At 37.4% G+C, this 25426-nt stretch carries 25 protein-coding genes; 14 read left to right on the forward strand and 11 right to left on the reverse strand.

The features are described from left to right. Position 1: 1 nt before the first annotated feature. On the reverse strand, positions 2 to 961 hold the full coding sequence (locus FLUTA_RS04345) for a proline and serine-rich protein 1 family protein (RefSeq protein WP_013685639.1): 960 nt from the start codon (positions 959 to 961) through the stop codon (positions 2 to 4). A gap of 243 nt (positions 962 to 1204) precedes the next feature. Here FLUTA_RS04345 and FLUTA_RS04350 point away from each other — a divergent pair, with 243 nt between their 5' ends. Next, a complete protein-coding gene (locus FLUTA_RS04350; protein ID WP_013685640.1) occupies positions 1205 to 3385 on the forward strand; it encodes a cation:proton antiporter in 2181 nt (726 codons plus the stop codon). A 9-nt stretch (positions 3386 to 3394) separates the two neighbouring features. Then, positions 3395 to 3700, forward strand: a complete 306-nt coding sequence (locus FLUTA_RS04355) for a hypothetical protein (RefSeq protein ID WP_013685641.1) — start codon at positions 3395 to 3397, stop codon at positions 3698 to 3700. A 1-nt stretch (position 3701) separates the two neighbouring features. Here the strand turns inward: FLUTA_RS04355 and FLUTA_RS04360 are convergent, their stop codons facing one another. From FLUTA_RS04360 to FLUTA_RS04375, 4 genes are all read right to left on the reverse strand, one after another. Next, entirely contained in the window at positions 3702 to 4046 is a 345-nt protein-coding gene (locus tag FLUTA_RS04360; protein ID WP_013685642.1) for an MmcQ/YjbR family DNA-binding protein, read from the reverse strand. A 120-nt stretch (positions 4047 to 4166) separates the two neighbouring features. Next, positions 4167 to 4535, reverse strand: coding sequence for a heavy-metal-associated domain-containing protein (locus tag FLUTA_RS04365; protein WP_013685643.1), 369 nt, complete (start codon positions 4533 to 4535; stop codon positions 4167 to 4169). Positions 4536 to 4547: 12 nt separating this feature from the next. Continuing rightward, the gene (locus tag FLUTA_RS04370) at positions 4548 to 6764 is read right to left on the reverse strand and encodes a TonB-dependent receptor (RefSeq protein ID WP_013685644.1); all 2217 of its coding nucleotides are present in this window, start codon (positions 6762 to 6764) and stop codon (positions 4548 to 4550) included. Positions 6765 to 6815: 51 nt separating this feature from the next. Further along, a complete protein-coding gene (locus tag FLUTA_RS04375) occupies positions 6816 to 7259 on the reverse strand; it encodes a hypothetical protein (protein ID WP_013685645.1) in 444 nt (147 codons plus the stop codon). Positions 7260 to 7365: 106 nt separating this feature from the next. Here FLUTA_RS04375 and FLUTA_RS04380 point away from each other — a divergent pair, with 106 nt between their 5' ends. The 4 genes from FLUTA_RS04380 (at position 7366) to FLUTA_RS04395 (ending at position 10267) form a co-directional block, all read left to right on the forward strand. After that, positions 7366 to 7761 carry a Fur family transcriptional regulator gene (locus FLUTA_RS04380; RefSeq protein WP_043023631.1) on the forward strand — a complete coding sequence of 132 codons (396 nt, stop codon included), beginning with the start codon at positions 7366 to 7368 and terminating at the stop codon, positions 7759 to 7761. Beyond that, positions 7758 to 8630 (forward strand): cation diffusion facilitator family transporter, encoded by an 873-nt coding sequence (locus FLUTA_RS04385; RefSeq protein WP_013685647.1) that lies wholly within the window; start codon positions 7758 to 7760, stop codon positions 8628 to 8630. Before FLUTA_RS04380 ends, FLUTA_RS04385 begins: the two co-directional genes overlap by 4 nt. A 163-nt stretch (positions 8631 to 8793) precedes the next feature. Beyond that, positions 8794 to 9399, forward strand: coding sequence for a NifU family protein (locus FLUTA_RS04390; protein WP_013685648.1), 606 nt, complete (start codon positions 8794 to 8796; stop codon positions 9397 to 9399). A 157-nt stretch (positions 9400 to 9556) separates the two neighbouring features. Beyond that, positions 9557 to 10267 carry a carboxypeptidase-like regulatory domain-containing protein gene (locus FLUTA_RS04395; RefSeq protein WP_013685649.1) on the forward strand — a complete coding sequence of 237 codons (711 nt, stop codon included), beginning with the start codon at positions 9557 to 9559 and terminating at the stop codon, positions 10265 to 10267. Positions 10268 to 10341: 74 nt separating this feature from the next. Here the strand turns inward: FLUTA_RS04395 and FLUTA_RS04400 are convergent, their stop codons facing one another. After that, positions 10342 to 11430 (reverse strand): mannose-1-phosphate guanylyltransferase, encoded by a 1089-nt coding sequence (locus FLUTA_RS04400; protein WP_013685650.1) that lies wholly within the window; start codon positions 11428 to 11430, stop codon positions 10342 to 10344. Then, positions 11420 to 12067, reverse strand: coding sequence for a SprT family zinc-dependent metalloprotease (locus FLUTA_RS04405; RefSeq protein ID WP_013685651.1), 648 nt, complete (start codon positions 12065 to 12067; stop codon positions 11420 to 11422). The genes FLUTA_RS04400 and FLUTA_RS04405 overlap by 11 nt, the downstream gene beginning before the upstream one ends. Before the next feature lie 263 nt (positions 12068 to 12330). Here FLUTA_RS04405 and FLUTA_RS04410 point away from each other — a divergent pair, with 263 nt between their 5' ends. Both FLUTA_RS04410 and FLUTA_RS04415 read left to right on the forward strand, forming a co-directional pair. Further along, positions 12331 to 13071 (forward strand): MlaE family ABC transporter permease, encoded by a 741-nt coding sequence (locus tag FLUTA_RS04410; protein WP_013685652.1) that lies wholly within the window; start codon positions 12331 to 12333, stop codon positions 13069 to 13071. Then, a complete protein-coding gene (locus FLUTA_RS04415) occupies positions 13071 to 13832 on the forward strand; it encodes an ABC transporter ATP-binding protein (RefSeq protein ID WP_013685653.1) in 762 nt (253 codons plus the stop codon). The genes FLUTA_RS04410 and FLUTA_RS04415 overlap by 1 nt, the downstream gene beginning before the upstream one ends. A gap of 57 nt (positions 13833 to 13889) precedes the next feature. Here FLUTA_RS04415 and FLUTA_RS04420 read toward each other — a convergent pair whose 3' ends face one another. Continuing rightward, complete coding sequence (locus FLUTA_RS04420) at positions 13890 to 14534, reverse strand: murein L,D-transpeptidase catalytic domain family protein (protein WP_013685654.1); 645 nt, start codon at positions 14532 to 14534, stop codon at positions 13890 to 13892. Between the two features lie 376 nt (positions 14535 to 14910). On the opposite strand from FLUTA_RS04420, the gene FLUTA_RS04425 reads away from it, so the two are divergent. The 6 genes from FLUTA_RS04425 (at position 14911) to FLUTA_RS04455 (ending at position 23443) form a co-directional block, all read left to right on the forward strand. Further along, complete coding sequence (locus FLUTA_RS04425; protein ID WP_013685655.1) at positions 14911 to 15327, forward strand: hypothetical protein; 417 nt, start codon at positions 14911 to 14913, stop codon at positions 15325 to 15327. Further along, complete coding sequence (locus FLUTA_RS04430) at positions 15314 to 15928, forward strand: YdeI/OmpD-associated family protein (protein WP_013685656.1); 615 nt, start codon at positions 15314 to 15316, stop codon at positions 15926 to 15928. Before FLUTA_RS04425 ends, FLUTA_RS04430 begins: the two co-directional genes overlap by 14 nt. 83 nt (positions 15929 to 16011) lie before the next feature. Beyond that, positions 16012 to 16824 carry a LiaF transmembrane domain-containing protein gene (locus FLUTA_RS04435; protein WP_013685657.1) on the forward strand — a complete coding sequence of 271 codons (813 nt, stop codon included), beginning with the start codon at positions 16012 to 16014 and terminating at the stop codon, positions 16822 to 16824. Between the two features lie 6 nt (positions 16825 to 16830). Next, the gene (locus FLUTA_RS04440) at positions 16831 to 17856 is read left to right on the forward strand and encodes a sensor histidine kinase (RefSeq protein WP_013685658.1); all 1026 of its coding nucleotides are present in this window, start codon (positions 16831 to 16833) and stop codon (positions 17854 to 17856) included. Continuing rightward, positions 17853 to 18578, forward strand: coding sequence for a LytR/AlgR family response regulator transcription factor (locus FLUTA_RS04445; protein ID WP_013685659.1), 726 nt, complete (start codon positions 17853 to 17855; stop codon positions 18576 to 18578). The genes FLUTA_RS04440 and FLUTA_RS04445 overlap by 4 nt, the downstream gene beginning before the upstream one ends. Positions 18579 to 18916: 338 nt before the next feature. After that, positions 18917 to 23443, forward strand: a complete 4527-nt coding sequence (locus tag FLUTA_RS04455) for a T9SS type B sorting domain-containing protein (protein ID WP_013685661.1) — start codon at positions 18917 to 18919, stop codon at positions 23441 to 23443. Positions 23444 to 23525: 82 nt separating this feature from the next. Here FLUTA_RS04455 and FLUTA_RS04460 read toward each other — a convergent pair whose 3' ends face one another. From FLUTA_RS04460 to panD, 3 genes are read right to left on the reverse strand one after another with little or no spacing between them, the layout of a single operon-like run. Further along, positions 23526 to 24047 (reverse strand): adenylyltransferase/cytidyltransferase family protein, encoded by a 522-nt coding sequence (locus FLUTA_RS04460; protein ID WP_013685662.1) that lies wholly within the window; start codon positions 24045 to 24047, stop codon positions 23526 to 23528. Beyond that, positions 24019 to 25044: a lysylphosphatidylglycerol synthase transmembrane domain-containing protein gene (locus FLUTA_RS04465; protein WP_013685663.1), complete on the reverse strand. Its 1026-nt coding sequence runs from the start codon at positions 25042 to 25044 to the stop codon at positions 24019 to 24021. The genes FLUTA_RS04460 and FLUTA_RS04465 overlap by 29 nt, the downstream gene beginning before the upstream one ends. Then, positions 25044 to 25394, reverse strand: a complete 351-nt coding sequence (gene panD, locus FLUTA_RS04470; protein WP_013685664.1) for an aspartate 1-decarboxylase — start codon at positions 25392 to 25394, stop codon at positions 25044 to 25046. The genes FLUTA_RS04465 and panD overlap by 1 nt, the downstream gene beginning before the upstream one ends. Positions 25395 to 25426 lie beyond the last annotated feature (32 nt).

Consider the following 25426-nt stretch of genomic DNA (forward strand, 5'->3'; position numbering starts at 1 on the left):
CTTATCTTCTAAATCCACTGGTATATGCATTCAATTCATCAATACTTGATTCAAATGTAAATGCATCGTTCAACTGGTAATAATTCCCGATATCGTAAGTATAACCGTAAGCATACTTAGCAAGGTCTAATCTCGTATCTTCAAAACTGAACAACAACATCAAACGCTTAACCTGGCCGCTGGTCATACAGTTGGTATTGATCACTTGTTTTGCCATCGTCAATTTAGAGTCATCAAAACTCTTGGATTTAATCGATTGAACCACTTCATTAAAACGAGTCTCACTCATTGGATATCCGTTACAACCAACATTTCCGTTATAACCAGGCATCACGTAAGCAGATTGTGATTGCTGCACGGTTCCTACATTTCCTGAAGTAGTTGTGGTAGTAGAATAGGTAGTTGTAGTACTTTGTGTTTGGTTATTCATTCCAGTTCCATTCACATTGATATTAATATTAGTCCCACCGTTCATAGGATCATTCACATTCACTCCCATATTAATCTGCTCAGAATTAGACGGATTGGTTGTTGTACTGGAAATTACAGTTGTTTGAGTGACTGTCGTTACCGGCGGAGTACTGTGATAAATTATCACTTGTTGATTTGGCATTGGTTGAGGAGCCTGTTGAATAGGAACCTCGCTCATCCATCTTAAAACAACTTCTCCTTTGTTTGAATTTCGAATAGTATAAGTTGTTTCAGTTCCTGGATTAAAATTAATTGTCTTATCAATATCTGGTGTCATTCCATCCGTAAATTTCACTTTTACTTTGTAATACGGTTGAATAAGATTCGTAACTCGCACATTTGTTTCAGGATTCACGTTTTGCTGAACTCCATTTAATACAATGTAAAATTGTTGCCCTTGTTCCGAAAAGAAAACCAGATTTGTATTCTGTTGCGCGGTTGACAACTGTGAGAGAACTAATAAAATAAAAAGAGTAAAGAATTGTTTCATAGCAATGATATTAAATTTTTGAAGCTGAAGACAAAAACGATGCCAAAACCTGTTTTTTCAGGATGTCTAAATGGCATTTCCTTCATCTACAACAAGCGCAAAAGTAGTAAGCATTTTGAGATTCAAAAAAGTAAATTCTTGAATTGCTGAAAAATACTAAAAAAAGGTTTTATTCATTCATATTAACTAAACGGATAAATTCCTGAAAAATGCGATTACTTTTGTAGCAATTATTCCTGATAGATGAACGGGTTATTTGCACAGTTTTCTAAAGAGTTCCAAAACTTAATTGGCGAGTTTAAATTGCCTTTGGAAAATCCGATTCTAACCTTTTCCATTCTTCTTTTAATCATTCTTTTCTCTCCTATTCTTCTCAGAAAGGTGAAAATACCCGCATTGATTGGACTCATTATTTCTGGAGTAATCATAGGTCCAAATGGTTTTCAATTGATTTCGAAAGCCAATATGGAAACAGGATTTGTCAATATGTTTTCCAAAATTGGTTTGTTGTACATCATGTTTATGGCTGGATTGGAGCTCGACATGCAAGATTTCAAACGCTACAGAAACAAATCATTGGTTTTTGGGGCTCTTACTTTTTTCATTCCACTTCTTTTAGGGTATCCAACTTGTAGATATATTCTTGGATTGAATGAAATTGCAAGTTTGTTAACTGCAAGTATGTTTGCTACACATACGCTAGTTGCCTACCCTATCGTTTCCAAGTTTGGTATTTCTAAAATGGAAGCGGTTGCCATCGCAGTTGGTGGAACAATTCTTACAGATACTGCCGTTTTAATTATTCTAGCAGTTATTTCCGGCTCCGACAATGGTGTGATAAACACGAGTATTTTAGTGCATTTAGCAATCACACTTTCTATCTTTAGTTTAATCATGTTTTGGGGAGTTCCAAAAATTTCACGGTGGTTCTTTCGAAAACTAGAATCCGAAAAGTCTTCTCAATTCATCTATGTACTATCCATCCTCTTCTTCTCTGCATTTTTGGCTGAAGTAGCAGGAATTGAAGGGATTATTGGCGCTTTCGTTGCCGGATTGGTGATGAATCGTTTGATTCCACATTCGTCCACATTGATGAATCGCGTTGAATTTATGGGAAATGCGTTATTTATTCCCTTCTTTTTGATTACAATCGGGATGGTTGTGGATTTAAATGCTTTGGCCAAAGAACCTTGGGCTTGGGCAATTGCAGGAATTTTAAGCACTTTTGCCATCTTCAGCAAGTTCCTCGCAGCTCTAATTACTCAACTCATTTTCAAACTAAAAGCTCCCGAAAGACAATTGATTTTTGGTTTAAGTACCGCGCATGCTGCTGCAACTTTAGCGGTTATCAACGTGGGTTACACGATGGGGATTTTAGACATTGAAATTGTCAACGGAACGGTTATTCTCATTTTGATTACGAGTATGACGGCTTCATTCGTAACGGAAAATGCTGGAAAAAAACTACTCATTGCGCAAACCAAAAATGAACCGTTGGAAGGGCCTTCTATGCGAAGTCAACATGTTTTGGTTGCTGCTAATGAACTGAAAGGAAACGAACAATTACTCGATTTTTCGGTTCTGATTACTGATAAAACAGTGATGAATCCCATTTCGGTGGTCAGTGTTTTAGAAAATGATGAAGAAGCTGAAATGCGGATTCGAAGATCCAGAAAACACATAGACGATTTCATCACGCATTACAATAGCGGAGAAATCAACGTGCATGCAATGGCTACGATTGATCACAATCTATCGAGTGGAATTTCACGTGTCTCGAAAGAATTAGTGGCCGATATTGTATTAATCAATGACAATTCAAAAATCAACTTTCTCAAAAGATTAATTGGTGATGACCGTGAGCATTTGTTGAATGTTTGTGAGAAAACAGTTTTCTTCTGCCACTTCAATCATTCGTTTTCGAGTTACCGAAAAATATCGGTGGTATGTCCAGTTTATGCAGAATTGGAACAAGATTGCAATCAATGGCTAGAACGAGTTATGCGGATTTCCAAAGAATTGAATTTGGACATTGATGTGTATAGTACCCGCGAAACATTTGAGAAATTCAAAGCATACAGAACCTACCGAAAATTCAGTGCCGATTTAACTCATTTCCCCATTGAATCACCAGAAGAAATTGTTGAAAAACTTCCGAGTTTTGGCGAAAATCAATTATTTGTATCTGTTTTTGCACGTTCAGGTTCAGTGTCGGCATTCACAGGAATGGAATCATTGCCACAACGCATCGAAAAAGAAAACTCAAAACTGGACTACATATTTGTCTATCCTTCACAAAGTTCAGCAGATTTATCGTATGCAGCTTACGACGATATGAGTGGAAGTCCACTTGCTGCAGGTGTTGAAACCATTCAGCGTCTATCGAAAGAAGTTGGTGGAATGTTTAAGAAAGCAGAAGAATAATACAACTTCATGAACGCTAATATTGTTGCTCAATTCAAACTCGAAATTTGTTTTCAACTGACAAACCGATCATTCTTTCTCTGTGGAGAAATTGTATCTGGAAAACTCTCATATGGTCAATTTCTAGACTTAACTCCTATTGGAATTCCAAAGCAAATTCAAATTGAAGAAATCGAATTTATCCGAAAAAATAAAAACGGAGAAGTAAAGGAAATAACAGCTTTGGGAACGAGGGAATTGAATGATAAAGAGAAAGAATACCTGAAACAAATCAGTGAATTTGATACTCCACTAAATATTCTTAAACAGCTGTGATTTACTTTTCATCGTGTAATAATTCCACCAACTTCTTCGGTGCCACATTCGAATACGAAGTCTTCACAATATCTTTCAAAAAGTCCAAACCTACCTTTTCGAAATAAACGCGCGTCCAACCATGTAATCCCCATTTGTTGGGAACAGGGTGGCATGCACTTTCATCCCATTTGCAAAATAGCGATTGCTGTACATCAGTTAGTTTCACTACAAAAAAAACTTCATTCGAACTGACTGTTGCGAAAATTTTCTTCTTCACTCGGTAGGAATTTTTCTCGAAATGCGGTTCTTCCGTAGCTTCTGGCAAGGATAAAGCGTAGTTTCTAAATAACAAATGATCGGTCATGAGACAAGCTGTTTTTTACGAATATAAAAAACCTCGTGCTCTTCATGTGACTTTTGATAAATAAACCAATAAGATCACGAAGGACACGAGGATTAAATTTTAAAAGAATCAATTAGTCAATCAATGACCGCCGTGTTCTTCATGCTTTTCCATTCCATTTGGTTTGCAACAAGCTGGTAGTTTTTCGAATGCCGTTGGATCTGCAAGAACCTCATCTGCATTATAACCCAATGAGGAAATTTGCTTCTTAATTTCTTCTAATGAAATAACATCAGATTTGAATTTCACAGTCAATTTTCGCGAGGGTACATCTAATTCTGCGAATTTCACTCCTTTCGTGTAATTCAATGAACCTTCAATCCGCTCTTTACATTCATCACATTCAGCACTTGTTTGAATGACAACTGTTTCTGTTTTAGCTGTAGTTTTCTGTCCAAATCCAAAATTACTTACAACTAAAAGAACTACTAATAACAAACTATTTTTCATGATTTATCGGTTTTATTTTTTTTCTACTTTTCGTTTTATCTCATATCTAAATCCTGCGTAAACTACCGTTCCCATAACGGGCGCCCAAACACGGGTTGCATCAAACGTTGGATCATACGGGTTATTCGCGCTAATGATCGGATTCTTCTGCTTGAAGTTAAACAAGTTTTCCCCTCCAACATATATATCCCATTGTTTGAAATGACGTGTAATTTGTGCCAATCCAACTGGAACTACAGAACTTTTCTCATTCATTAAACGCGTTCCGTCTGGTAAAGTAACATCTGGCAATCGCATAGGACTGTATACAGAAATCGTACCATCAACTTCCCATTTTTTATTTCGACTCGCAAAAGCAACATTGAACAATCCTCTGTGTTGCGGAATCATCACTTGTTGTCTCAAACTTCCAGCGTAATCGGCCTTTACTTCCAGATATTTATACGCTACACGAAATGTAATTGTTTTCCATGGCATAAAGCTCAATTCCGTTTGAAAGGTACTGCTTCGGGAAACATTTCGTTGAAAACCAAAGAAGATAGAATCCGTTGATTGCTCCCGGTCGATAATAAATTGCTTTGTGAAACGCGCGTGGTAAAAATCGGCAGAAATACTTGCCGCGCGATTCCACCATTTCATCGTACGAATCACAGAAATTCCAGAATTCCAAACTTCTTCCTGTTCATTACTACTAGTCACAACCCAAGCTTTAGAAGTTGCCAATAAGGACGAATTATCCATCACGACTGTCGGCAATCTCCATGCTTTTCCAGTCGTAATACGGATATCCGTAAACTCATCCAAGGTATATTTGGCATGAACTCTTGGTGAAAATTGAAATTTCTCTTTTTGATTGCTAAAAGCGGTTTGAACATCTGCACGCATTCCAGCAACAACTACCAAGCGTGTTCCAGTATACGTATATTCAGCAAAAACTCCTGGTGTAATCACATTTCGATTGAATTTTACAGAATCAATATGTTGCTGTAAATCCTGACCAACCGCTGAAATCCCCACTTTATACTTGTGAGTAGTTGTACCAATAATTCCGTCATAAATGGCGTTTATGTAACCACGTAATTCACGTCCTCCAAAGTTTCTCAATCCGTATAAACCATCCGATTGGTGGTATTTGAATTGATATACTATTCCAAAACTTTGATAGGGCTTCTTTGGGAACAAGAATCCCGTTTTCGCAAAAAACTCAGCATGTTGATTGGTTGTTTCCGCTTTGTATCTGCTCGCACTTCCGTAAAGCTGTCCTCCCAATCGTTGATCGTAGTAGGCATTCACTCCAAATTTAGTTTCAAACTTTTTACCCATATAATCCCAGCGATTCATGAATGCTCCAGATTTACTCAAAGGTGCATCGCGAAAACCATCTTTGTTCATGTCCCACTCACTTTGCAAGGTTGAAACGTGTGCGAAAGTTCCCGTACTCCATTTATCATTGATGACTTGTCCTCCGTGAACATTTAATTCTGCTCTTCCCAAACTAGAGGCGTATCCATTTACGAAAACGCGTTGCATCGTTGTTGGCTTACGAAATTCGACATTTATCAACCCAGCCATTGATTCATAACCATTGACTACAGATCCAGTTCCTTTCGTAATCTGAATAGATTCCACCCAAGTTCCAGGAACAGAATTCAAGCCGAAACTGCTTTCCAAACCTGTTAAAAACGGAATATTCTCCATTTGAAGCTGGGTATAAACACCATCTAAACCAAGTAATTGAATTTTCTTCGCCCCAGAAACTGCATCGGTAAAATTCACATCAACAGTGGCATTCGTTTCAAAAGATTCCGACAAATTACAGCAAGCTGCTTTTTTCAATTCTCCTTCACCCAAATGTTCTACTTGGAGCGGTTTTAATCGGGAAAAATTCTTAGAATCTCGTTTAAATTCGACCACAACTTCTTCCAATTCATCGACTTCGAACAGGATGATCTCCAATCCTGAAAATCGATCGTCTTTTGTTACAGTAACAGAATCACTTTCGTATCCTGGTGCAGAAATAACCAAAACATCTGGTAAATCTTTCGGTAGTATCATCTCAAACCTCCCGTTCTCTTCTGAGTAAACTTGAGTTTGAGCTTTTTTGAGTATTATTTTTGCTTGTTTAAGCGGGATTTTTCCTCCATTCTTTATTCCAAATACAATCCCTTGAAGTTGGGCTTGACTGGTTGAAAGAAAAAACAGGAAAAAACCGAATACGATATATTTCATTGTTTTTAACGTTTAATTCGACTTCACTTTTTAGTACAAAAATGAAGGGAATCACAGACGCCAAATACACAAATGAGTTAATCTTTCGAGAGATGTTAGTAAATTGGGGGGATCAGACCCTGAGAAAAGTTGTTGATCTTTGTTTACCCAAATAATTTCAAAATGGGAAAAGAATGAAAGAATCGATACTTCTTCCAATACTTCCGAAAACACCGGATGTACATCTTGAAAAAAGAAAAAAGAAAACTGCCAATTGGAAACCTCATCCAAGCAACAATCGTCAGAAATTGCAGTTTCATTAGATTCACTTACTTGCGAAGTTGCACAACAAGCTGGCTGCTCCTCTTTCAAATGCTCCTCCGAACATTCGTTTGAAGGAAGAAAAACAGATTTTAAAACTCTGTTTTCATGCAAACAAGTATGCTGATAGAATGGAATACCGATAGTTCCCATCAGTACCAAAACAATCATCCCTATTTGAAGCATTCGTTTCATCGAAATCAAAAGTACGAAAAAAGAAGTTCTGATAAATTCATAAAAAACGATTAACTTGAAATGCCAACGAATTAAACTTCGTACTTTTGCTACTGGGGAAATTACCATGAAGACAACAAGAAACACAGCAGCCAGAAGCGCGATTTTGGAACTCATAAACGACTCAAAGATTGCGTTGTCTCAACCTGCTATTCAACACAAGTTGAATGGTCTGTGTGATCGTGTAACAATTTACAGGGTTTTAGATCGCTTACTAGATGATGGCTTGATTCACAAAATTGTTAACGTAAATGGCGTTGTGAACTATGCAGCGTGTAATTCTTGTACTCACAATCATTCACACGACCACGAGCACATTCATTTCAGTTGTCGAATTTGCAGTGAATTAACTTGTTTGGATCAGGTTATTCCTTCCTTTTCACTTCCTGTAGGTTTTCAAGCTGAGGAAGCTTTTTTCACAATTTCTGGGATTTGCAAAAACTGTCAAGATCCTGAAAAATGAGTGTCAATCACGAAAAAGCAGAAAAAACGGCTTGGTTCAGTCTAATTGGCAATTTTTTGATGGCCATTGTGAAAGGATTAGTTGGTTATTTTGGAAATTCTTACGCATTAATTGCTGATGCGATAGAATCTACGGGGGATGTTTTTGCTTCTGCTTTAGTTATCGTTGGGTTTCGCTATGCGAAGCGACCACCGGATGAAAATCATCCTTACGGTCATGGAAAAGTCGAACCATTAATCACCTTCGTTGTTGTTGGATTCCTTGTGGCTTCAGCTACCTTGATTATCATCGAAAGTATTTACAACATTCAAACTCCGCATAAAGCCCCAGCCTCCTATACACTTTGGTTTATTGGTGGAATTATTATTACCAAGGAGCTGTTTTTTCGTTTCGTTTCAAAATCAAGTAAAGAAGTTGGAAGTTCGTCACTAGAAGCTGATGCTTGGCATCATCGAAGCGATGCGATTACTTCTGCCTGCGCTTTTGTCGGAATTGCAATTGCTGTTTACATGGGTGATTCTTGGGCGCAAGCTGATGATTGGGCAGCATTAGTTGCTTCACTGATCATTTTATACAACGCATACAAAATATTCCGACCAGCACTTGGCGAAATCATGGACGAGCATGTTCACGATGAATTCATTTTGATTATTCGCGAAAAATCAAAACACGTTGCAGGAATTCACGATACAGAAAAATGTTTGGTTCGAAAATCTGGTATGCGCTATTGGGTAGACTTACACATTCATGTAGATGGAAACCTAAGTGTACATGAAGGACATACAATCGCTCACAACTTAAAAAAACATTTGATGGAAGAACTTCCAGAAATTGAAGATGTATTGGTGCATGTGGAACCAGCGGAATAAAGAAGTTCAAAAATGTTCAAAGGGTTTAAAGGTTCAACATTGAACTATTGAACTATTGAACTATTGAACTATTGAACTATTGAACTATTGAACTATTGAACTATTGAACTATTGAACTATTGAACTTTGTCACTACCTTTGTACAAATAAACAGACAAACATCATGACATCAGTTCCAGTTACAGTATACGTCGAAATGACTCCCAATCCAAACACGATGAAATTCGTTGCAAACAAATATTTGTTGATCAACGGAGAGTCAGTGGAATTTCATTCAGGTTCAGAAGCGAAAGGATATTCTCCACTCGCTGAAGAATTATTCAATTTCCCATTTGTGAAAACCGTTTTTATTACTGCAAATTTTGTGACCGTTGCCAAAAACGATTCCATTTCTTGGGATTTCGTAACGATGGAATTGCGCGAATTTATTAAAAGTTGGATTGTTGACGGAAAAGATATTTTAATTCAAATGCCTGTTGCAAAACCAAAAGCAGCAAGCGGTGACGATTCAAAGCCAGCAAAAGAATATGCTCCATCAGAATACGACGATGCAATTCGTTCTTTGTTGGACGAATATGTTCGTCCAGCAGTTGAAGGAGATGGCGGTGCAATTGATTTCGTAGGATTTGAAGAAGGAACAGTAACCGTTGCACTTCGTGGAGCTTGTTCAGGTTGTCCATCAAGTACAGCTACATTAAAAGGCGGAATCGAAAATTTATTGAAGCAACATTTACCCGATGTAAAAGAGGTAGTTGCAGAATCGTTGTAAGAGTTATTGAATATAAAAAATGGTCCAGTGGGGTCGCGAAGTATCGCGACCCTTTCTTTTTTACCAACTTTTTTGATTCATTTCATTTTTTTTCAAGATCATTTATGGAATTTCTATTTGGCTGACATCTCTATAGAAATCAATTAAAAATTAGATCATGAAAACAATCACATTTATCGCAACCTTATTCCTAAGTGGAATAACTTTCGCTCAAAACACTTTTGGAGACATCCTTGGAACATTCATGGACAGCGACATGAAAGAAGGTGTTTTTGGAGCGTATGCAATTACATCTCGAGGAGATCAAGTATTCAAAGCTGTTACCAATGAAGATGGTCGATTCCGAATTTCAGCAGTTCCCGCAGGATCTTATAACGTGTATTTCGTAACATTAGATGGAGATACCACTTTTGCTCCTGGATCAGTAGAAGTTGCACCTGACGGATATGGAAACCTTGGTATCGTACCCCAACGAAAAATCAATGAAATAGGTATTGTAGTAATTACAGCAAAACCAACTAGTTTACGATTGGGGGTTACTCCAGAAATCAAACTGTCACAAAAAGACATCAAACACATGCCTACAAAATTCGATGCGAAACAGATGATTTCAACAATGACAACAGATGTACGCTTGAGTGATGATGGTCAGTTGATTTTTAGAGGTGCTCGAAAAGGAGATTTAGTCAATTACATTGATGGAGTAAAAATGACGGATGTTCAAAATGTACCAAGTGCTGCTTTGGGATACATCATGGTTTACTCAGGTGCAATCCCAGCGAAATACGGTGATACAACTGGCGGAGTAGTTGTGATGGAAACCTTGAGTTACTTCGACTTGCTAAGAGATTACAATAATAGACCATAAAACCATCCTTTACAAAAAATGCTTGCAATTGATTGCAAGCATTTTTTTTGGCACGCGAAGCATTCGCATCCTTACTATTTTGGAAAAAACTCTGGACTCGTTTCTTGCATCGGAGCCATGTATTTTTTTAAATTTTGTTCATCGTGTTGGTTCAAAATCATCAACATATTGTCTGATTCAACCACAATGTAATTTTGTAACCCTTGAATCAAGGCCAATTTGTTGCTCGGCAAATTCACAATACAATTCTCCGAATTAATCATGTGAACATTTTCTCCGATTACCGCATTTCCATTGTAATCTTTTTCTAGGTGAGAATATAAACTTCCCCAAGTTCCCAAATCAGACCAATCGAAATTTGCCAAAACAACATCTACATTTTTGGCAGTTTCCATCACTGCAAAGTCGATTGAAATATCTTCACAAGCAGCAAAAGAAGCATTCACATATTCTTGTTCAGCAGGCGTATTGTATTTTTCAGATTCATCTGTAAATAAGTGGAATAATTCCGGTTTGAATTTCTCCAGAGCATTCAAAATAGTTGTTGCTCTCCAAATGAAAATCCCAGAATTCCAATAATAATTTCCACTTCTCAGAAAAATCTCAGCTAATTCACGATTCGGCTTCTCTGTAAAATGTTTCACATCCTTCACTTGTCCGGGAAGAATATCGCCATCTTCTATGAATTCGATATAACCATATCCCGTGTCAGGTCTCGTAGGTTTGATTCCCAAAGTCACTAATCGGTCTTCTTTATTTGCCGTTGAAATAGCTGTATTTACAATTTCTGTAAATTTATGTTCTTTCAAAATCAAATGATCTGAAGGAGCGACAACTAAGGTGGCATTTGGATTTATTGCATGGATTTTTGCAGCTGCATACGTAATACAAGGAGCTGTATTTTTACGTTCCGGTTCTGTCAGAATCTGACTATCATTCAACTCTGGCAATTGTTCTTTTACCAAGTAAGCATAGTTTGCATTTGTAACAATATAAATATTCTCAGCTGGAGCAATACTAAGCAAACGCTCGAAAGTCATTCTCAATAGAGATTTTCCAATCCCTAGAACATCCAAAAATTGTTTTGGGCGTTGAACAGTTGACATTGGCCAAAATCGACTTCCGATTCCTCCAGCCATGATCACGCAGTAATTATCTTTCATGTGTATTTTCTAAAAGTTGAACAGTCGCAAGTGAATGAATTAAAAACTGACGTTTCGAAGGCACTTCTGTGCATAAAAAACGAGTTCGTCTCAATTCTCCCTTTATAAAGGTTTTACCTTGCAAAACAAATGTAGCATTTTTTGGAATTTCTTCAAGTATAATATCTCCTCCTTCCCGCTTGTCATACTGACGCAAAACACGGGATAATTGTGTGTCTGTGCAAGATGATGCTTTCATGTTTGTTAAGCTCGTCATCAAAGCTATTTCTATATCTTTTGGAAGAAGTCCTGTTTGGATCGCTGGCCACAACAATTTCCGAAACTCCCCTTTCCATTCTTCACCATGTGGCTTAATTCTAAACCCAAAAGTGAGATAAACCCGCAAATGGGCAAATTCATGGAGCGTTGTAATCAAAAAATTATAGGGATTTAAGTTTCCATTTATGGAAATGCGGTGAAACGTTTCTCCTTTCTGTGGAGCTCTATAATCACCCAATTTGGTAGATCTTGGATTTGTAATTGCAAAACGTACTGGATGACTCATTAATAAGTCCGCCACCATCTCTTCAAAGCCATTAGGCAAATACGCCTTCAATTGCTGAATATATCTTTCCTTTTTTGTCAATTTTGCTTCCAATGATACAAAGTTAAGTCCATTTTCTTACATAAAATTCCAAGAAGCCAACAAGTTATGAATCAAGCGCGGTGAATAATCTTCTTTGAAAATAGTCCTGACCCCTTACTTACTGGGTCAGAACGAAAATGGAGAAGATAAGACCCCGTTTAACCACACACAAATTTCAAATCTGATTCATTTCAACTTTTAAGGGAATCTCCCTTCTTTTCAATTTTACACTTTACATTTTCAATTCCACAAATTCTTTTAACTTTATATCCGAAATGGGAATTATACAAAACATTGGCAAGTATTTCATGATGATGTACATCGTGTTTTCAAAGCCAGAAAAATGGAGAATATTCCGCAGACGTTTTTTTGAAGAAATGGAAATCATTGGAATAAAGTCTATTCCAATTGTTGCATTGATGTCTGCCTTTATGGGAGCAGTAATTGCTTTGCAAACAGCTTCAAACATGGACAATCCGCTTCTACCTGCATATACTGTTGGTTTTATTACACGTTCATCCACTATCCTGGAATTTTCACCAACGATTATTTCATTGATTCTTGCTGGAAAAGTAGGATCTAATATAGCATCAGAGGTTGGAACAATGCGCGTAACAGAGCAAATTGATGCCCTTGAAATAATGGGAGTAAACTCCTTAAGTTATTTGGTACTTCCAAAAGTAACGTCTGCAATGATTTTCTTCCCGATTTTAATCATCTTTTCAATTGGGTTGAGCTTAATAGGAGGATGGTTATCCTTACAACTTTCTGGTCTTTCTTCGACAGAAGAATATGTTTATGGTATTCGCTTTTTCTTTAAAGGAAGTGATATTATCTACGCTCTTGGTAAAACCGTTGTATTCGCATTTTTAATTACATCGATCGCATCCTTCAAGGGTTATTACACCAAAGGTGGAGCCTTAGATGTTGGTAAATCTTCAACGGAAGCCGTTGTAAGTGCAAGTGTCGCGATTTTGATATCGAATTTCTTCTTAACTCAAATGTTCTTGTTGTAATGATTGAAGTAGTCCATGTCAATAAAACTTTTGGTGATAATCAAGTACTAAAAGACGTCAGCACAAACTTTGAAAAAGGCAAGGTTAATCTAATCATTGGTCAATCTGGTCAAGGGAAATCAGTACTTGCAAAATGTATTGTTGGTCTTCACGAAGTAGATTCTGGTCAGATTTTATATGATGGAAGAGATTTCACGAAATTAGATCGCTTACAGCGAAAAGAGATTAGACAGGAGATTGGAATGTTATTTCAAGGATCTGCTCTTTTTGATTCCATGACGGTTGAGCAAAACGTAATGTTCCCTTTGACAATGTTCACAAAAATGAGCAGAAAAGAAATGCAAGAACGCGTTGATTTTTGCTTAGAGCGCGTGAACTTAGCTGGTAGAAACAAACTGTTTCCAGCTGAATGTTCTGGAGGAATGCAAAAACGTATTGCTATTGCTCGCGCAATCTCCATGAATCCGAAATACTTGTTTTGTGATGAACCGAATTCAGGTTTAGACCCGCAAACTTCTATTCTGATTGATAATTTGATTCGCGAAATTACTTATGAGTATGAAATTACAACGATTGTGATTACGCATGATATGAACTCAGTAATCGAAATTGGTGACAATGTAATTTTCATCAATAAAGGTCAAAATTGGTGGCAAGGTGACCGTAAATCGATCATTACAACTGACAACAAAGAAATAAATGATTTTGTTTTTGCTTCCGAATTCATGAAAGAGATTAAGGAAACAATGAGAAAACACTAGCTAATTATCAAGCAGGAAAAGTTCTTGATAATTGATCATTCAAATCATTGATAATTTTTAATAGTAAATCTTCAAAATCATCGGTTTCGACTCAGAATCAATCAACGGAATCAACTCTTCGAAATAATTTTCAGACAACATAGCACAACCCAAACTGTTGCATATTGGATAAAATTGCTCTTCATCGGGCACACAACTGTATCGATGTAAAACGATAGCACGAGCAATTGCTTTGTCATTCGATTTTTCTAGCCCAATCAATCGATACGATTTTCCAAAGCTTCCTTGGTATGCCGAACCAACTTTATACATTCCCAAAGAAGTCATGTAGGAATTGGGAGTATTACTAAACTGAAGAGAATCTGTGCCCGCAATTTCTGACCCCGAACCATGTGAGCACAGTCCTTTCGAAAGAATTTTATCGGTTTTTAAGTCCACTACAAAAAGTCTGAAATACTTGGAAGGAATTTTCATATCAATCAGAATTGCCTTTTGATTCGAATAAGCTCCATTTTTACTTTTGATATAGGTTTTCAATGATTTCAGTTGTTGAAGCAATGTTAACTCCAATCTAGTTGAATCATAATCAGATTCTGGCAATAAGACCTCTGAGGCACTTGTGTCCAATATCGATTTTGGTGATTCTTGTAAACTACAAGCTCCGATGAATACTAAGACAATAAAAAGGTAGTGTTTATTCATTTCAGTTTTTTGTTCTAACGCAATTTCATGAATCTTGGTACAAAATAAGAAAGATTACGTTCAATTTATATTGAATTTTATCCCTTACATCAATTACCACGACCAATCGCTTATCCCAAATCAGTTCCGCACTAACGTTTGTCCTGATTTAGTCTTCAAAAGCTGACGCTTATCCCAAATCAGTTCCGCACTAACGTTTGTCCTGATTTAGTCTTCAAAAGCTGACGCTTATCCCAAATCAGTTCCGCACTAACGTTTGTCCTGATTTAGTCTTCAAAAGCTGACGCTTATCCCAAATCAGTTCCGCACTAACGTTTGTCCTGATTTAGTCTTCAAAAGCTGACGCTTTTTCTTATATTTACTAGAAATAATGGATATGAAGAAAAGTACAATTGCAATTTTAGTTGGAATAATCATCGGAGGACTATTCGTTGCTTTGGGTGAAACTTTAGCACCTGCTCTTTTTCCTCCAAAGACCCCTTATCCAACTGATCCAACAAAAGTTGCTGATTTTATTGCAAACGATCTTCCATTCATGTATAAATTTGTCCTTGTGTTAAACTGGGGCATTGCCGCATTTCTAGCTGGAATATTGAGCACCGCTATTTCAGGTAGAACTTCTTTACAACCCATGTTAGCATCTGTAGCGGTGTTGAATATTTTAGTACTCATCAATTCATTTCTTAGAGGATATCCTCAATGGATGATTATTACTTCACTCTTCTTATTTATTCCTCTAGGATTAATTGCTTATTTCTTAATTCGAAAAAAGAAAGTGGATGAAAACCTCTGATGAGCGGATTACAAACTACATTTCAAAATCAGCTGATTTCGCTCAACCCATTTTAACGCAGCTCCGGGAAATCGTTCACGATTTTTGTCCAGAAGTGGAAGAAGGAATGAAATGGAGCATGCCTTTTTTCATGTACCATGGAAAAATACTATGCAGCATGGCTTCCTTCAAAAACCATTGTTCTTTTGGATTCTGGTTGCATTCAGAAATGAGCGACCTTCACAGGCTCTTTAAACGTTCAGCAGAAGGCGGAATGGGAAGTTTGGGTAAAATCACTTCACCAGATGATTTACCGAAAGATGACCAATTGGGTGCTTACATCCTGGAGGCAATGAATTTGATAGAACAAGGAACTATCCCCCGCGAACTCAATCCAAAGTTTAAAAAACCACTTACCGAAATTCCTGCTGAATTAATTGCATTACTAGAATCAGAACCCAAAGCCAAAGTTGTATTTGAGTCTCTTCCTCCCTCTCATCAAAGGGAATATATCCATTGGATCGCGGAAGCAAAACGAGAAGAAACCAAACAACGCCGATTACAGCAAACGATTGAAAACCTGCTGGAAGGAAAGTCAAAAGACTGGAAATATATACGTTAACCGATTTTCGTCCACCATTGACCGATTTTGACTATTCAACTACTGATTAGTCTTATACCTTTGTTTTATAAATGGTTCAGATTATGGAAACAGATAACATCCGCACGGAAATAGAACACGAAATTTTAAAAGCACAAAAAAGCCATCGTCGCGGAAAAATAGCAGGTGGCTTAGCCATCGTATTCTTTGGAATTATTTACTTGATGAAACAATTGGGATACCACGTCCCCTCCTATTTGCTTAGCTGGCAAATGGTTTTAATCGTAGTTGGAATTATCGTATTAATCAAACATAAATTCAGAAAATTTCATGGGTATCTATTAATTATCATCGGTAAATTATTTCTTCTATCTGAATGGTACCCACATCTGATTAACAACAAAATCATCTTTCCAATTGGATTAATTATTGTTGGACTTTTCATTGTCTTTTCAAAAAGCAAACGATTTGATCGATATAATAAAAGAAAGAAGCGATTCACAAAAGAAAATTGGAAACACATCCATGAAGCACATCAACGAGGATATAGCTCTTACAAATACAATGAAGAAGATTTTATTGATAGCGTTAGTTTCTTTGGTGGAATCACAAAAACAGTATTGAGTAAAACTTTCAAAGGAGCCGATATTGTTTCTTTCTTTGGAGGGACAGATGTCAATCTTTCTCAAGCAGATTTTCAAGACCGTATTGTGGTAGATGTAACAAATATTTTTGGAGGAACAACGCTTACCATTCCAAATAATTGGGAAGTAATTTCAGAAGTAGCAAGCATTTTTGGGGCATATGAAGACAAACGTCCACCTTACCAAAGAGAAAACGATGAGCCGCGTAAGATTTTAATTTTGAAAGGAACTTGCATGTTTGGAGGAATTGAGGTAAATAGTTTCAGTAAATAAACACATATGTTTTTAAGAACGAGTACAAGAGTGCAAATCCTATTCATTGCCTGGACAGTAATTGCATGTCTTGTACTTTTCTTTTTATTACTCATCAACCATTTTCCGATTGATATTGCTTGGAAAGATACCTTACTTTCAGGTTTAATCATTTCAATTATCTCACAAATTCTCTATTTCATTCAAACCTATTATCACGCAAAAAAACCTGTCAATTTTTTCAATTTTGGGTTAATATTAGTTTTAACTGCAATCTATCAACTCCTAATCAATAGTTCATTCAAAATCATATTAGGAGATGAACGTTGGACTCAATATATTTTTCCTTTTGAGGGGGCTCGAGCAATCATTGTCTTCTTTATTTTGATTGCAGTAAGTTTGTATTGGTGGATTCAAAAAAATCAACAAATTCAATCTCAGGTTCATCAGCAATTAATTGAGCAAGAACGCGCACTCACCAAAGCTGAACTAGACAATATACATCAGCAAATTCAGCCCCATTTTTTATTCAACAGTTTAAATTCCATAGCAGCTCTAACCGAAATTAATCCACAAGAAGCGAATCGGATGATTCTTTTACTGAGCGACTTTTTAAGAGGAACTTTGCGAAAAGACATTCAAACATTGATTCCTGTTTCAGAAGAAATCGATCAGATAAAACGCTATTTAGAAATTGAAAAAATTCGCTTCGGTCATCGTTTGAAAACAGATTTTCAGATCGATGAAGCTTGCTTAGAAACACTTGTACCTCCTCTTTTATTGCAACCAGTTATTGAAAACGCTATCAAATTTGGTCTTTATGGCTCAACTGGAGAAGTAACGATTTATATAAGTGTTAGCTGTGTGAATCAAAACTTGCTCATTGAAGTCCGAAATCCATTCGATTCAGATTTCATTCAAGAAAAAACCGGAAAAGGATTTGGCTTAACAAGTATTAAAAGACGCCTGACACTTCTCTTCAATCAAAACGACCTTTTGATTACCGAAAAAAAAGACAATCTATTCATTACTAAAATTAGAATTCCGATATGATTAAGGCATTTATAGTAGACGATGAACAATTAGCCCGCGAAATCGTCAAAAAGCGTTTACTGAAATACGATGACATTGTTTTAGTTGGAGAAGCCAACGATGGATTTGAAGCATTGAAATTAATTCCAGAGTTAAAGCCCGACTTGTTATTTTTGGATATTCAAATGCCCAAAATCAATGGCTTCGAATTATTAGAACTTTTATCAGAAACTCCAGCAGTGATTTTCACCACTGCTTTTGATGAATATGCGCTGAAAGCTTTTGAAGTAAATGCATTAGATTATCTGTTGAAACCATTTTCTGAAGAACGATTTGACGCCGCAATTGCCAAAAAGAAACAAGCTTCCACGAATGAAAATTTAAAAAATGAAACACCACTTCAAATCATTCATGAGCAAAATAGAATTGTGGTAAAAGATGGATCGGAAATTAAAATTATTCCAATCCAAGATGTAGATTACATTGAGGCATACGATGATTATGTAAAAATCTATCAAGGAAAAAAATACATCTTGAAGAAACAGACAATGAATCATTTTGAACAGGTTCTTCCTAGAAATCAATTTGTACGGATTCACAGATCCTACATCCTGAACGTAAATCAATTAACTAAAATTGAGTCTTACGAAAAAAACAGCTATGTAGCCATTTTAAAAAGCGGAACAAGCATTCCCATTTCGCGTTCTTCATACAGTGATTTGAAGGTTCAGCTAGGGCTTTAACCTTGTTAATAATATGCTTTTTATTTAACTATGTGTTAAAATATAAACCATAAGCATCCTTTCACACATAATCTTCGTTTATTTGACGTACTTATTTATAAGACGCTAATTGATGGAGTCTACTACTAAAAACCCAGTTACAACTGTAGCTGGAACTACTTCTTATATTAACTATTTACAAAATTTTGTTGTAAATAATTTTTCACTTCGCAATACTCTCCCAAGCGAAGTACAGAAGTTCTTTTCTGTATTTCCCTCTTTTTGGCCGATTGGATTAAGTCAATTTTGCAAGCCTAGTTTGCAGCAATTCTCCTCCAATTATTTCCAAAAACCCCAACATGAAAAAACTACTTTTCCTTAGTCCATTCATTATTTTACCTCATTTCAAGTTAAGCGCTCAGTGCGACATTAATGCCTCTGCCACTTCCACAACAATTACTTGTGGTCAAAGTGTAAATCTATCCGCATTTGGATCTTCCACTGGACAAATGGTTTTGAACGAAACATTTAACACGGGTGGTTTTGGTGCAGGATGGGGAGCAACTCCCGGTTCTACCAATTTCTCGAATCCTTGCTCTCCTGCAGGAGTAAACGGAACACCACACGCTTGGATGGATGATAACACAAGTGTTCCTAGAACCTTAACTTCTGCACCATACAATCTCACAGCAGCAACTGCTGGTGTATCCATTTGTTTTGATTTATTGTTTGCGGAACAAGGTGATGCATCTCCCTGTGAAGGTCCTGATGAACCAGACGAAGGTGTTTTCTTGCAATACAGCACCAACGGTGGAGCAACGTGGATTGATATTCATTACTTCGATCCGAATGGTGGAAACGACCCACAGTTAACCAATTGGAACAACTGGTGTTTTGAACTTCCTCCAGGAGCAATTACTGGGAACACCTTAATTCGTTGGCATCAAACTGCTGATTCGGGAGCAGATTATGACCACTGGGGAATTGACAACGTACAAATCTTCCAAAATGATATCAATGCGGAAGTTGAATGGCTTCATGATGGATATTCATACGGTATTGGGAATCCAGGAGGTGTCAATCCAAATGCCGTTACTCCTACAACGACAACGACTTATACAGCTCAAATCACAACTGGAACTGGTCAGGTTTGTACAACTACCATCACCATAAATGTGATACCTCCCATATACGACGTAAACGTTTCTGCAAATCCAACTACTGTTTGCACGGGGGATTGTTCAACTATTTCTGGAACGGGACAAATAATCTTGGATCCAGGAGGAATTGAAACCTATGAAAACAATGAAACAGGATTAATTACAGGTACTCCAGGAATTCCTGGTTTACCTCCTTTCATTCCAGCGACACCAGGAAGCATTGATGCGTCTATGAACATCAATATTACGGGACTCAATAATCCAACTGTTCAAGCAGGACAAATTCAAAGTATTTGCATCAATAGTCTTTCTGTAACGCCCGGATTTGGTTGTACAGGAACAAGCTTAGCAAATGTCAGAGTTGTATTAGAATGTCCAGGAGGAACTGAAATCACGCTTGTAAATACAGGGCAACTCAGTGGAACAACGATTACCGATATGTGCTTTTCATCAGGTGGTGCAACCATTGGTTCTGGAAGCTCACCTTATACGGGATCATTTGCCCCATTCCAAGCTATTAATGGTTTAAATGGCTGTACTTCAAATGGGGTATGGACTATGAAAATCATTGGACAAAATGCTCAAACCTGTATCCCACTTGGAGGTATTGGCGGATGGAACATTACATTTGATGATCCACCTGTTTATCAACCTGTAACCGCTTCTTGGTCTCCAACAACTGGACTTTCTTCTACGAATACGGTTAACACAACTGCTTGTCCAACGAATACTACGAACTATGTTCTTACACTAAGCAACGGAACTCCGGGTTGTCCAACTCATACTGAAAATGTAAACATCATTGTGGATCCGTGTGGAGGATGCATTCCTCCAGTAGTTAATGTGAACTCATTAAACACATGTGCTCCAGGAACAGTCAACTTAACTGCTGCAATTGCTGCTGGATCTGCTCCTGCAACATTGACTTACCATGCAACACAAACAGATGCTCAAAATGATATAAGTCCAATTTCAACAATAGTTGGCACAAGCGGAACCTATTGGGTAAGATATGAAGATCCAAATGACCCAACTTGTTTTGGGACAGCACAAATAGTAGTAACAATCAATCCCGCTGAGAACCCCGCATTTACTCTAACTAATTTCTGTCCAGGAGGAACCAATCAAGCTACAGGAATTGCTACTCCAGGAGGAACATTCAGTTTCAATCCTGCACCTATTGATGGAGCAACAATCAATGCTTCAACAGGTTCAATTTCAAATGCAACAACTGGAACAACTTATACCGTTCAGTACACAACAAGCGGAGCTTGTCCAGGCTCAACTACACATACGGTTACAGCAACAAGCTTTTCTTACACAGCTACAATTACAGATGAAACATGTGGAAATACAAATGGAGAAATTAACATTACGCCCAATGGGGGATCACCTTTATTTACTTATAGTTTAAATGGAGGAACAACGCAAGCTTCAGGATCATTCACTGGATTAAGTGCGGGAGCTTATTCTGTATTAATCGTTGACAATGCAGGTTGTCAAAGTACAGGCACAGAAAATGTCGGAAGTATTGGAGGGCCAACTATTGATAACCTTTCAACTGTAAACCCTACTTGTGGAGGTGGTTGCAATGGATCAATTACGGCAACAGTATCTGGAGGAAATCCTCCTTACACATATGCTTGGTTTGATGCTTCTAATAATCCAGTTGGAACAAATTCAGCTACCATTTCAAATCTTTGTGGTGGAACTTATTCCCTTGAGGTTACAGATGCAAATGGTACAAGTAATCAACTATTTTTTGAAGATTTTGAAAGTGGTGCAGCTACTTGGACTTTAAACGTTCCAACTGGTACTGAAGGCGCAGATCCAAATTTCTTTGTAGCAAGTGATGATGAAGGAGGTGTTGCACCAGGAGGTTGTGGTGTTGCTGGAAATGGCGATGCAACTCTTCACATTACGAGTGTATTCTTCCCCGCTGGAGGCGCCGCTTATGATGCTGGTGGAGGTTGTGGATTTCTCTTCTGTCCTGAAACGAATCGACAAGCAGAAAGTCCTGTGATCAATACAGTTGGACAATCAAACTTGACATTAAAATTCAATTTCATTGCGCAAGGAGATATTCCAAACGACCAAGCAACAGTTTGGTATAACGCAGGTGCTGGTTGGGTGCAACTTGGAGGAGCTTTATTCTCTGGAACAGGAGCTTGTGCTCCTCAAGGAATTTGGACAGCATATTCCAATCCACTTCCAGCAGCTTGCGAGAATATCGCGAATTTGCGTGTGGCAATTCGTTGGCAAAACAATGATGATGGAAATGGAACAGATCCTTCCGTTGCAATTAATAACCTCGAAGTAATTACAGCAAGTGCAGCAAGTTGCCCAGCAATTGATTTTGCAACGCTAACTGCTCCTGGAGGAGGTGGCGACCCATCATTCGCAGTAACTAATTTCTGCGAAGGTTCTGCAAATAGCGCTACTGGTGTTGTAACTGCAGGTGGTACATTTGCTTTTAATCCGATTCCAACCGATGGAGCAACAATTAATGCGGCAACAGGTGCAATTACAAATGGTGTTGGAGGAACAACTTATACCGTTCAGTACACAACACCTGGAGCGTGTTCAAGCTCGCAAACTAACACTGTAACTGTCAATAATTTGCCAATACCAGTAATCTCTGGTAATTTAACCTATTGTGCTGGTGGACAAACCACTTTAAGTGCTGGTGGTCCTTATGCTTCTTACTCTTGGAGTACTGGTCCAATAACTCAAACAATTAATACTACTGCTCAAAATGGCATCACTGTTACAGTTATCGACAATAACGGTTGTCAAGGAACGAGTCCTTCTGTGAATGTTACAGCAGTTGCCCAAATCGTAACGAATTCAAATGTTGCTATTTGTCAAGGTCAAACAACAACAATACATGGAAATCAACAAACAACAGCAGGAGTTTATACTCAAACATTCCCATCAACAGGGGGGTGCGACAGTATTTCCAATGTAACACTAGTTGTTAATCCGAGCCCGAATCCAGTAATTACTGGGAACCTGTGGTATTGTGAAGGAAGTCAGGTTACTTTGGATGCTGGCGGGCCATATGCAAGTTATTCTTGGAGCACAGGAGGTAATCAGCAAACGATACAAACAACTACGAACGCTGCAATAACAGTAACAGTAACTGATGCGAACGGTTGTTCAGGAACAAGCTCTCCTGTTAGTTTGGTGGCTCCTCCAATAGCAATTATTGATGCAAATCCTTCCACTGGAACAGCTCCATTAGTCGTAACGTTAACCAATGGAAGTCAGAATGCAAATGCATATTATTGGAACTTTGGAAATGGCTCAGATTTGAATACAGCTAATACCAATAGTCAAACTCAAACCTATGACAGTATTGGACAATACACCGTAATGTTAGTGGCTACTTCTCAAAATGGTTGCTCGGATACTGCTTATGTAACAATTGTTGTTATTGAGCCCGCTCAACCCATGATTATTGAATTTCCAAACATTTTCACTCCCAATGGGGATAAAAACAATGATTTCTTTGAATTTAAAAGTTCAAATGTTGCAACTCTAGAAGTTATTGTTACAAATCGTTGGGGGAATTTAATGTTCAAATCAACAGATATTCATTTCAAATGGGACGGTACACTTCCTGGCGGAGACGCCTCTGAAGGAGTTTACTTTTACCAATATAAAGTAACTGGAGTCTTAGGAGAAAAGCTAGAAGGACAAAAATTTGTGCATCTGATCAAATAAGAAATCAGCCTCAGCTGATTGATAGAATAGCAATAAGGGACACGATAATCGTGTCCCTTATTTATTTAAAAACTATTCTTTTTTATGAATTCAATTTTAACTTCTTCACAATATTTGTAGTGCTAAACCCTTCGACAAGCGGAACTGTTTTCACCTCTCCCCCATTGGCTAAAACTGATTCTCTGCCAACAATGTATTTTTTGCTGAAAGGATCAGTTTCATTAGCATCGTAATCTGCGCCTTTTACCAAAACACTCGGTTTCAATAATTCAATGACCGAAGCTGGAGTATCTTCATCAAAAAACACTACTCCGTCTACAAAAGCCAATGCTGCTAAAATCAAAGCACGCGAAGATTCTGGATTAATCGGTCGTTCTTCGCCTTTACCTTGTCTCTTTACCGAAGCATCTGTGTTAATTGCAAGAATCATTTTCGTGCCAAAATTCGCTGCTTTTGCGAGATAAGTCACATGTCCTTCATGCAAAATATCAAAACAACCATTGGTAAAAACCACCTTTTCGCCACCTTTTTTCCATTCCTGAATCCGGGTAGACATTTCATCCAATGAACTGATTTTATTCTTGATTTTCTCGAATATCTCCATCTTTTGAATAGTTTTTGGGCAGTAAATAGAATGATAAAAGCCCCAATAGAATAATCATTAAAGTCTGAGAGCTCCAAATAATCATTCCTAAGGCATAACCAATTCCTTGCGCTTGACTTCCATATTGGTCTTTCAAATAATATTCAACAACCAATCCAACAACCAATGGAAAAACACCAATTCCTCCATTCGTAAGTGATATCCCAAGTGAACCAGCGATAAAAGCGAGCAATATACCCGTTGAATTCATCGTAGAGGTTTCTGGCAACGCCAAAAAACAAACTCCAAAATAAACGATATATAAAATCCAAATCAATAAGGTATGCCCTAAAAAAGAGAAAGGTTTTTTTGTTTTAAACACCGATAAAACTCCAGAAATCAATCCTTTTATGAATCCAATAATTTTCAGTCGAATCTTTTTAACCAAGAATACAATTGCAAATCCAAGTAAAAACAGACCTATAACAATCCATTTTATGAGTTGTATTATGGATGAGGATTCAGGACTTGAAGAAAAACTCGCTTCGATCAATTCTTTGATTTTCCAAAAATCACCTGCTCCGATAAACGAGGCTGAAATTGCTATAATCAATAACATGATTAAATCAAACACACGTTCTGCCAAGATTGTTCCGAAAGATTTAGAAAAAGGCACTCCGTCTGATCGGTAAAGCATGCCACTTCGAGTTGCTTCGCCTGCTCTAGGAATTGTCAAATTCACAATATACCCAATTACAACTGCATGATATCTGTTCCAAAAGGAAGTTTTATACCCCATTGGTTCTAACAAATATTTCCAGCGATAAGCACGTGAAAGCAATGCGAAAAAACTCAATAAAAGAGACAAGAAAACCCAAAAGTAATTTGCTTCGCGAAGAGCTTTGTAAAAGTATTGTTTAACCTCTTCATCCATGGATTGAAAAAGGAACCAAATCAGATAAACGCCTAAGACCAGCGGAAAAACTGTTTTTAGAAGTACACCTGCAACTTTTTTCATCAGACTATTAAATTAGTCAATTCATTTGGAAAAACTAAAGATGGTTTAAAAGATCTTGCTTCATCTGGTGTCATGTACCCATAACCGATAACAATAATCATATCACCAACAGCTACTTTTCGTGCCGCTGGGCCATTCAAGCAAATGGTACCTGTTCCTCTATCACCTTTAATAACATAGGTTTCAAGACGCTCACCATTATTGATATTTACCACCTGAACGCGTTCTCCTTCAACCAAATCAGAAGCTTCCATTAAAGCTTCGTCAATAGTTATACTTCCAACATAATTTAATTCTGCTTGAGTAACGCGAACGCGATGAATTTTTGATTTGACTACTTGTATCAACATGTTTGAAAAAATCGAAGTGCAAAGATAAGAAA

The organism is Fluviicola taffensis DSM 16823, assembly GCF_000194605.1.
Classification (GTDB): domain Bacteria; phylum Bacteroidota; class Bacteroidia; order Flavobacteriales_D; family Crocinitomicaceae; genus Fluviicola; species Fluviicola taffensis.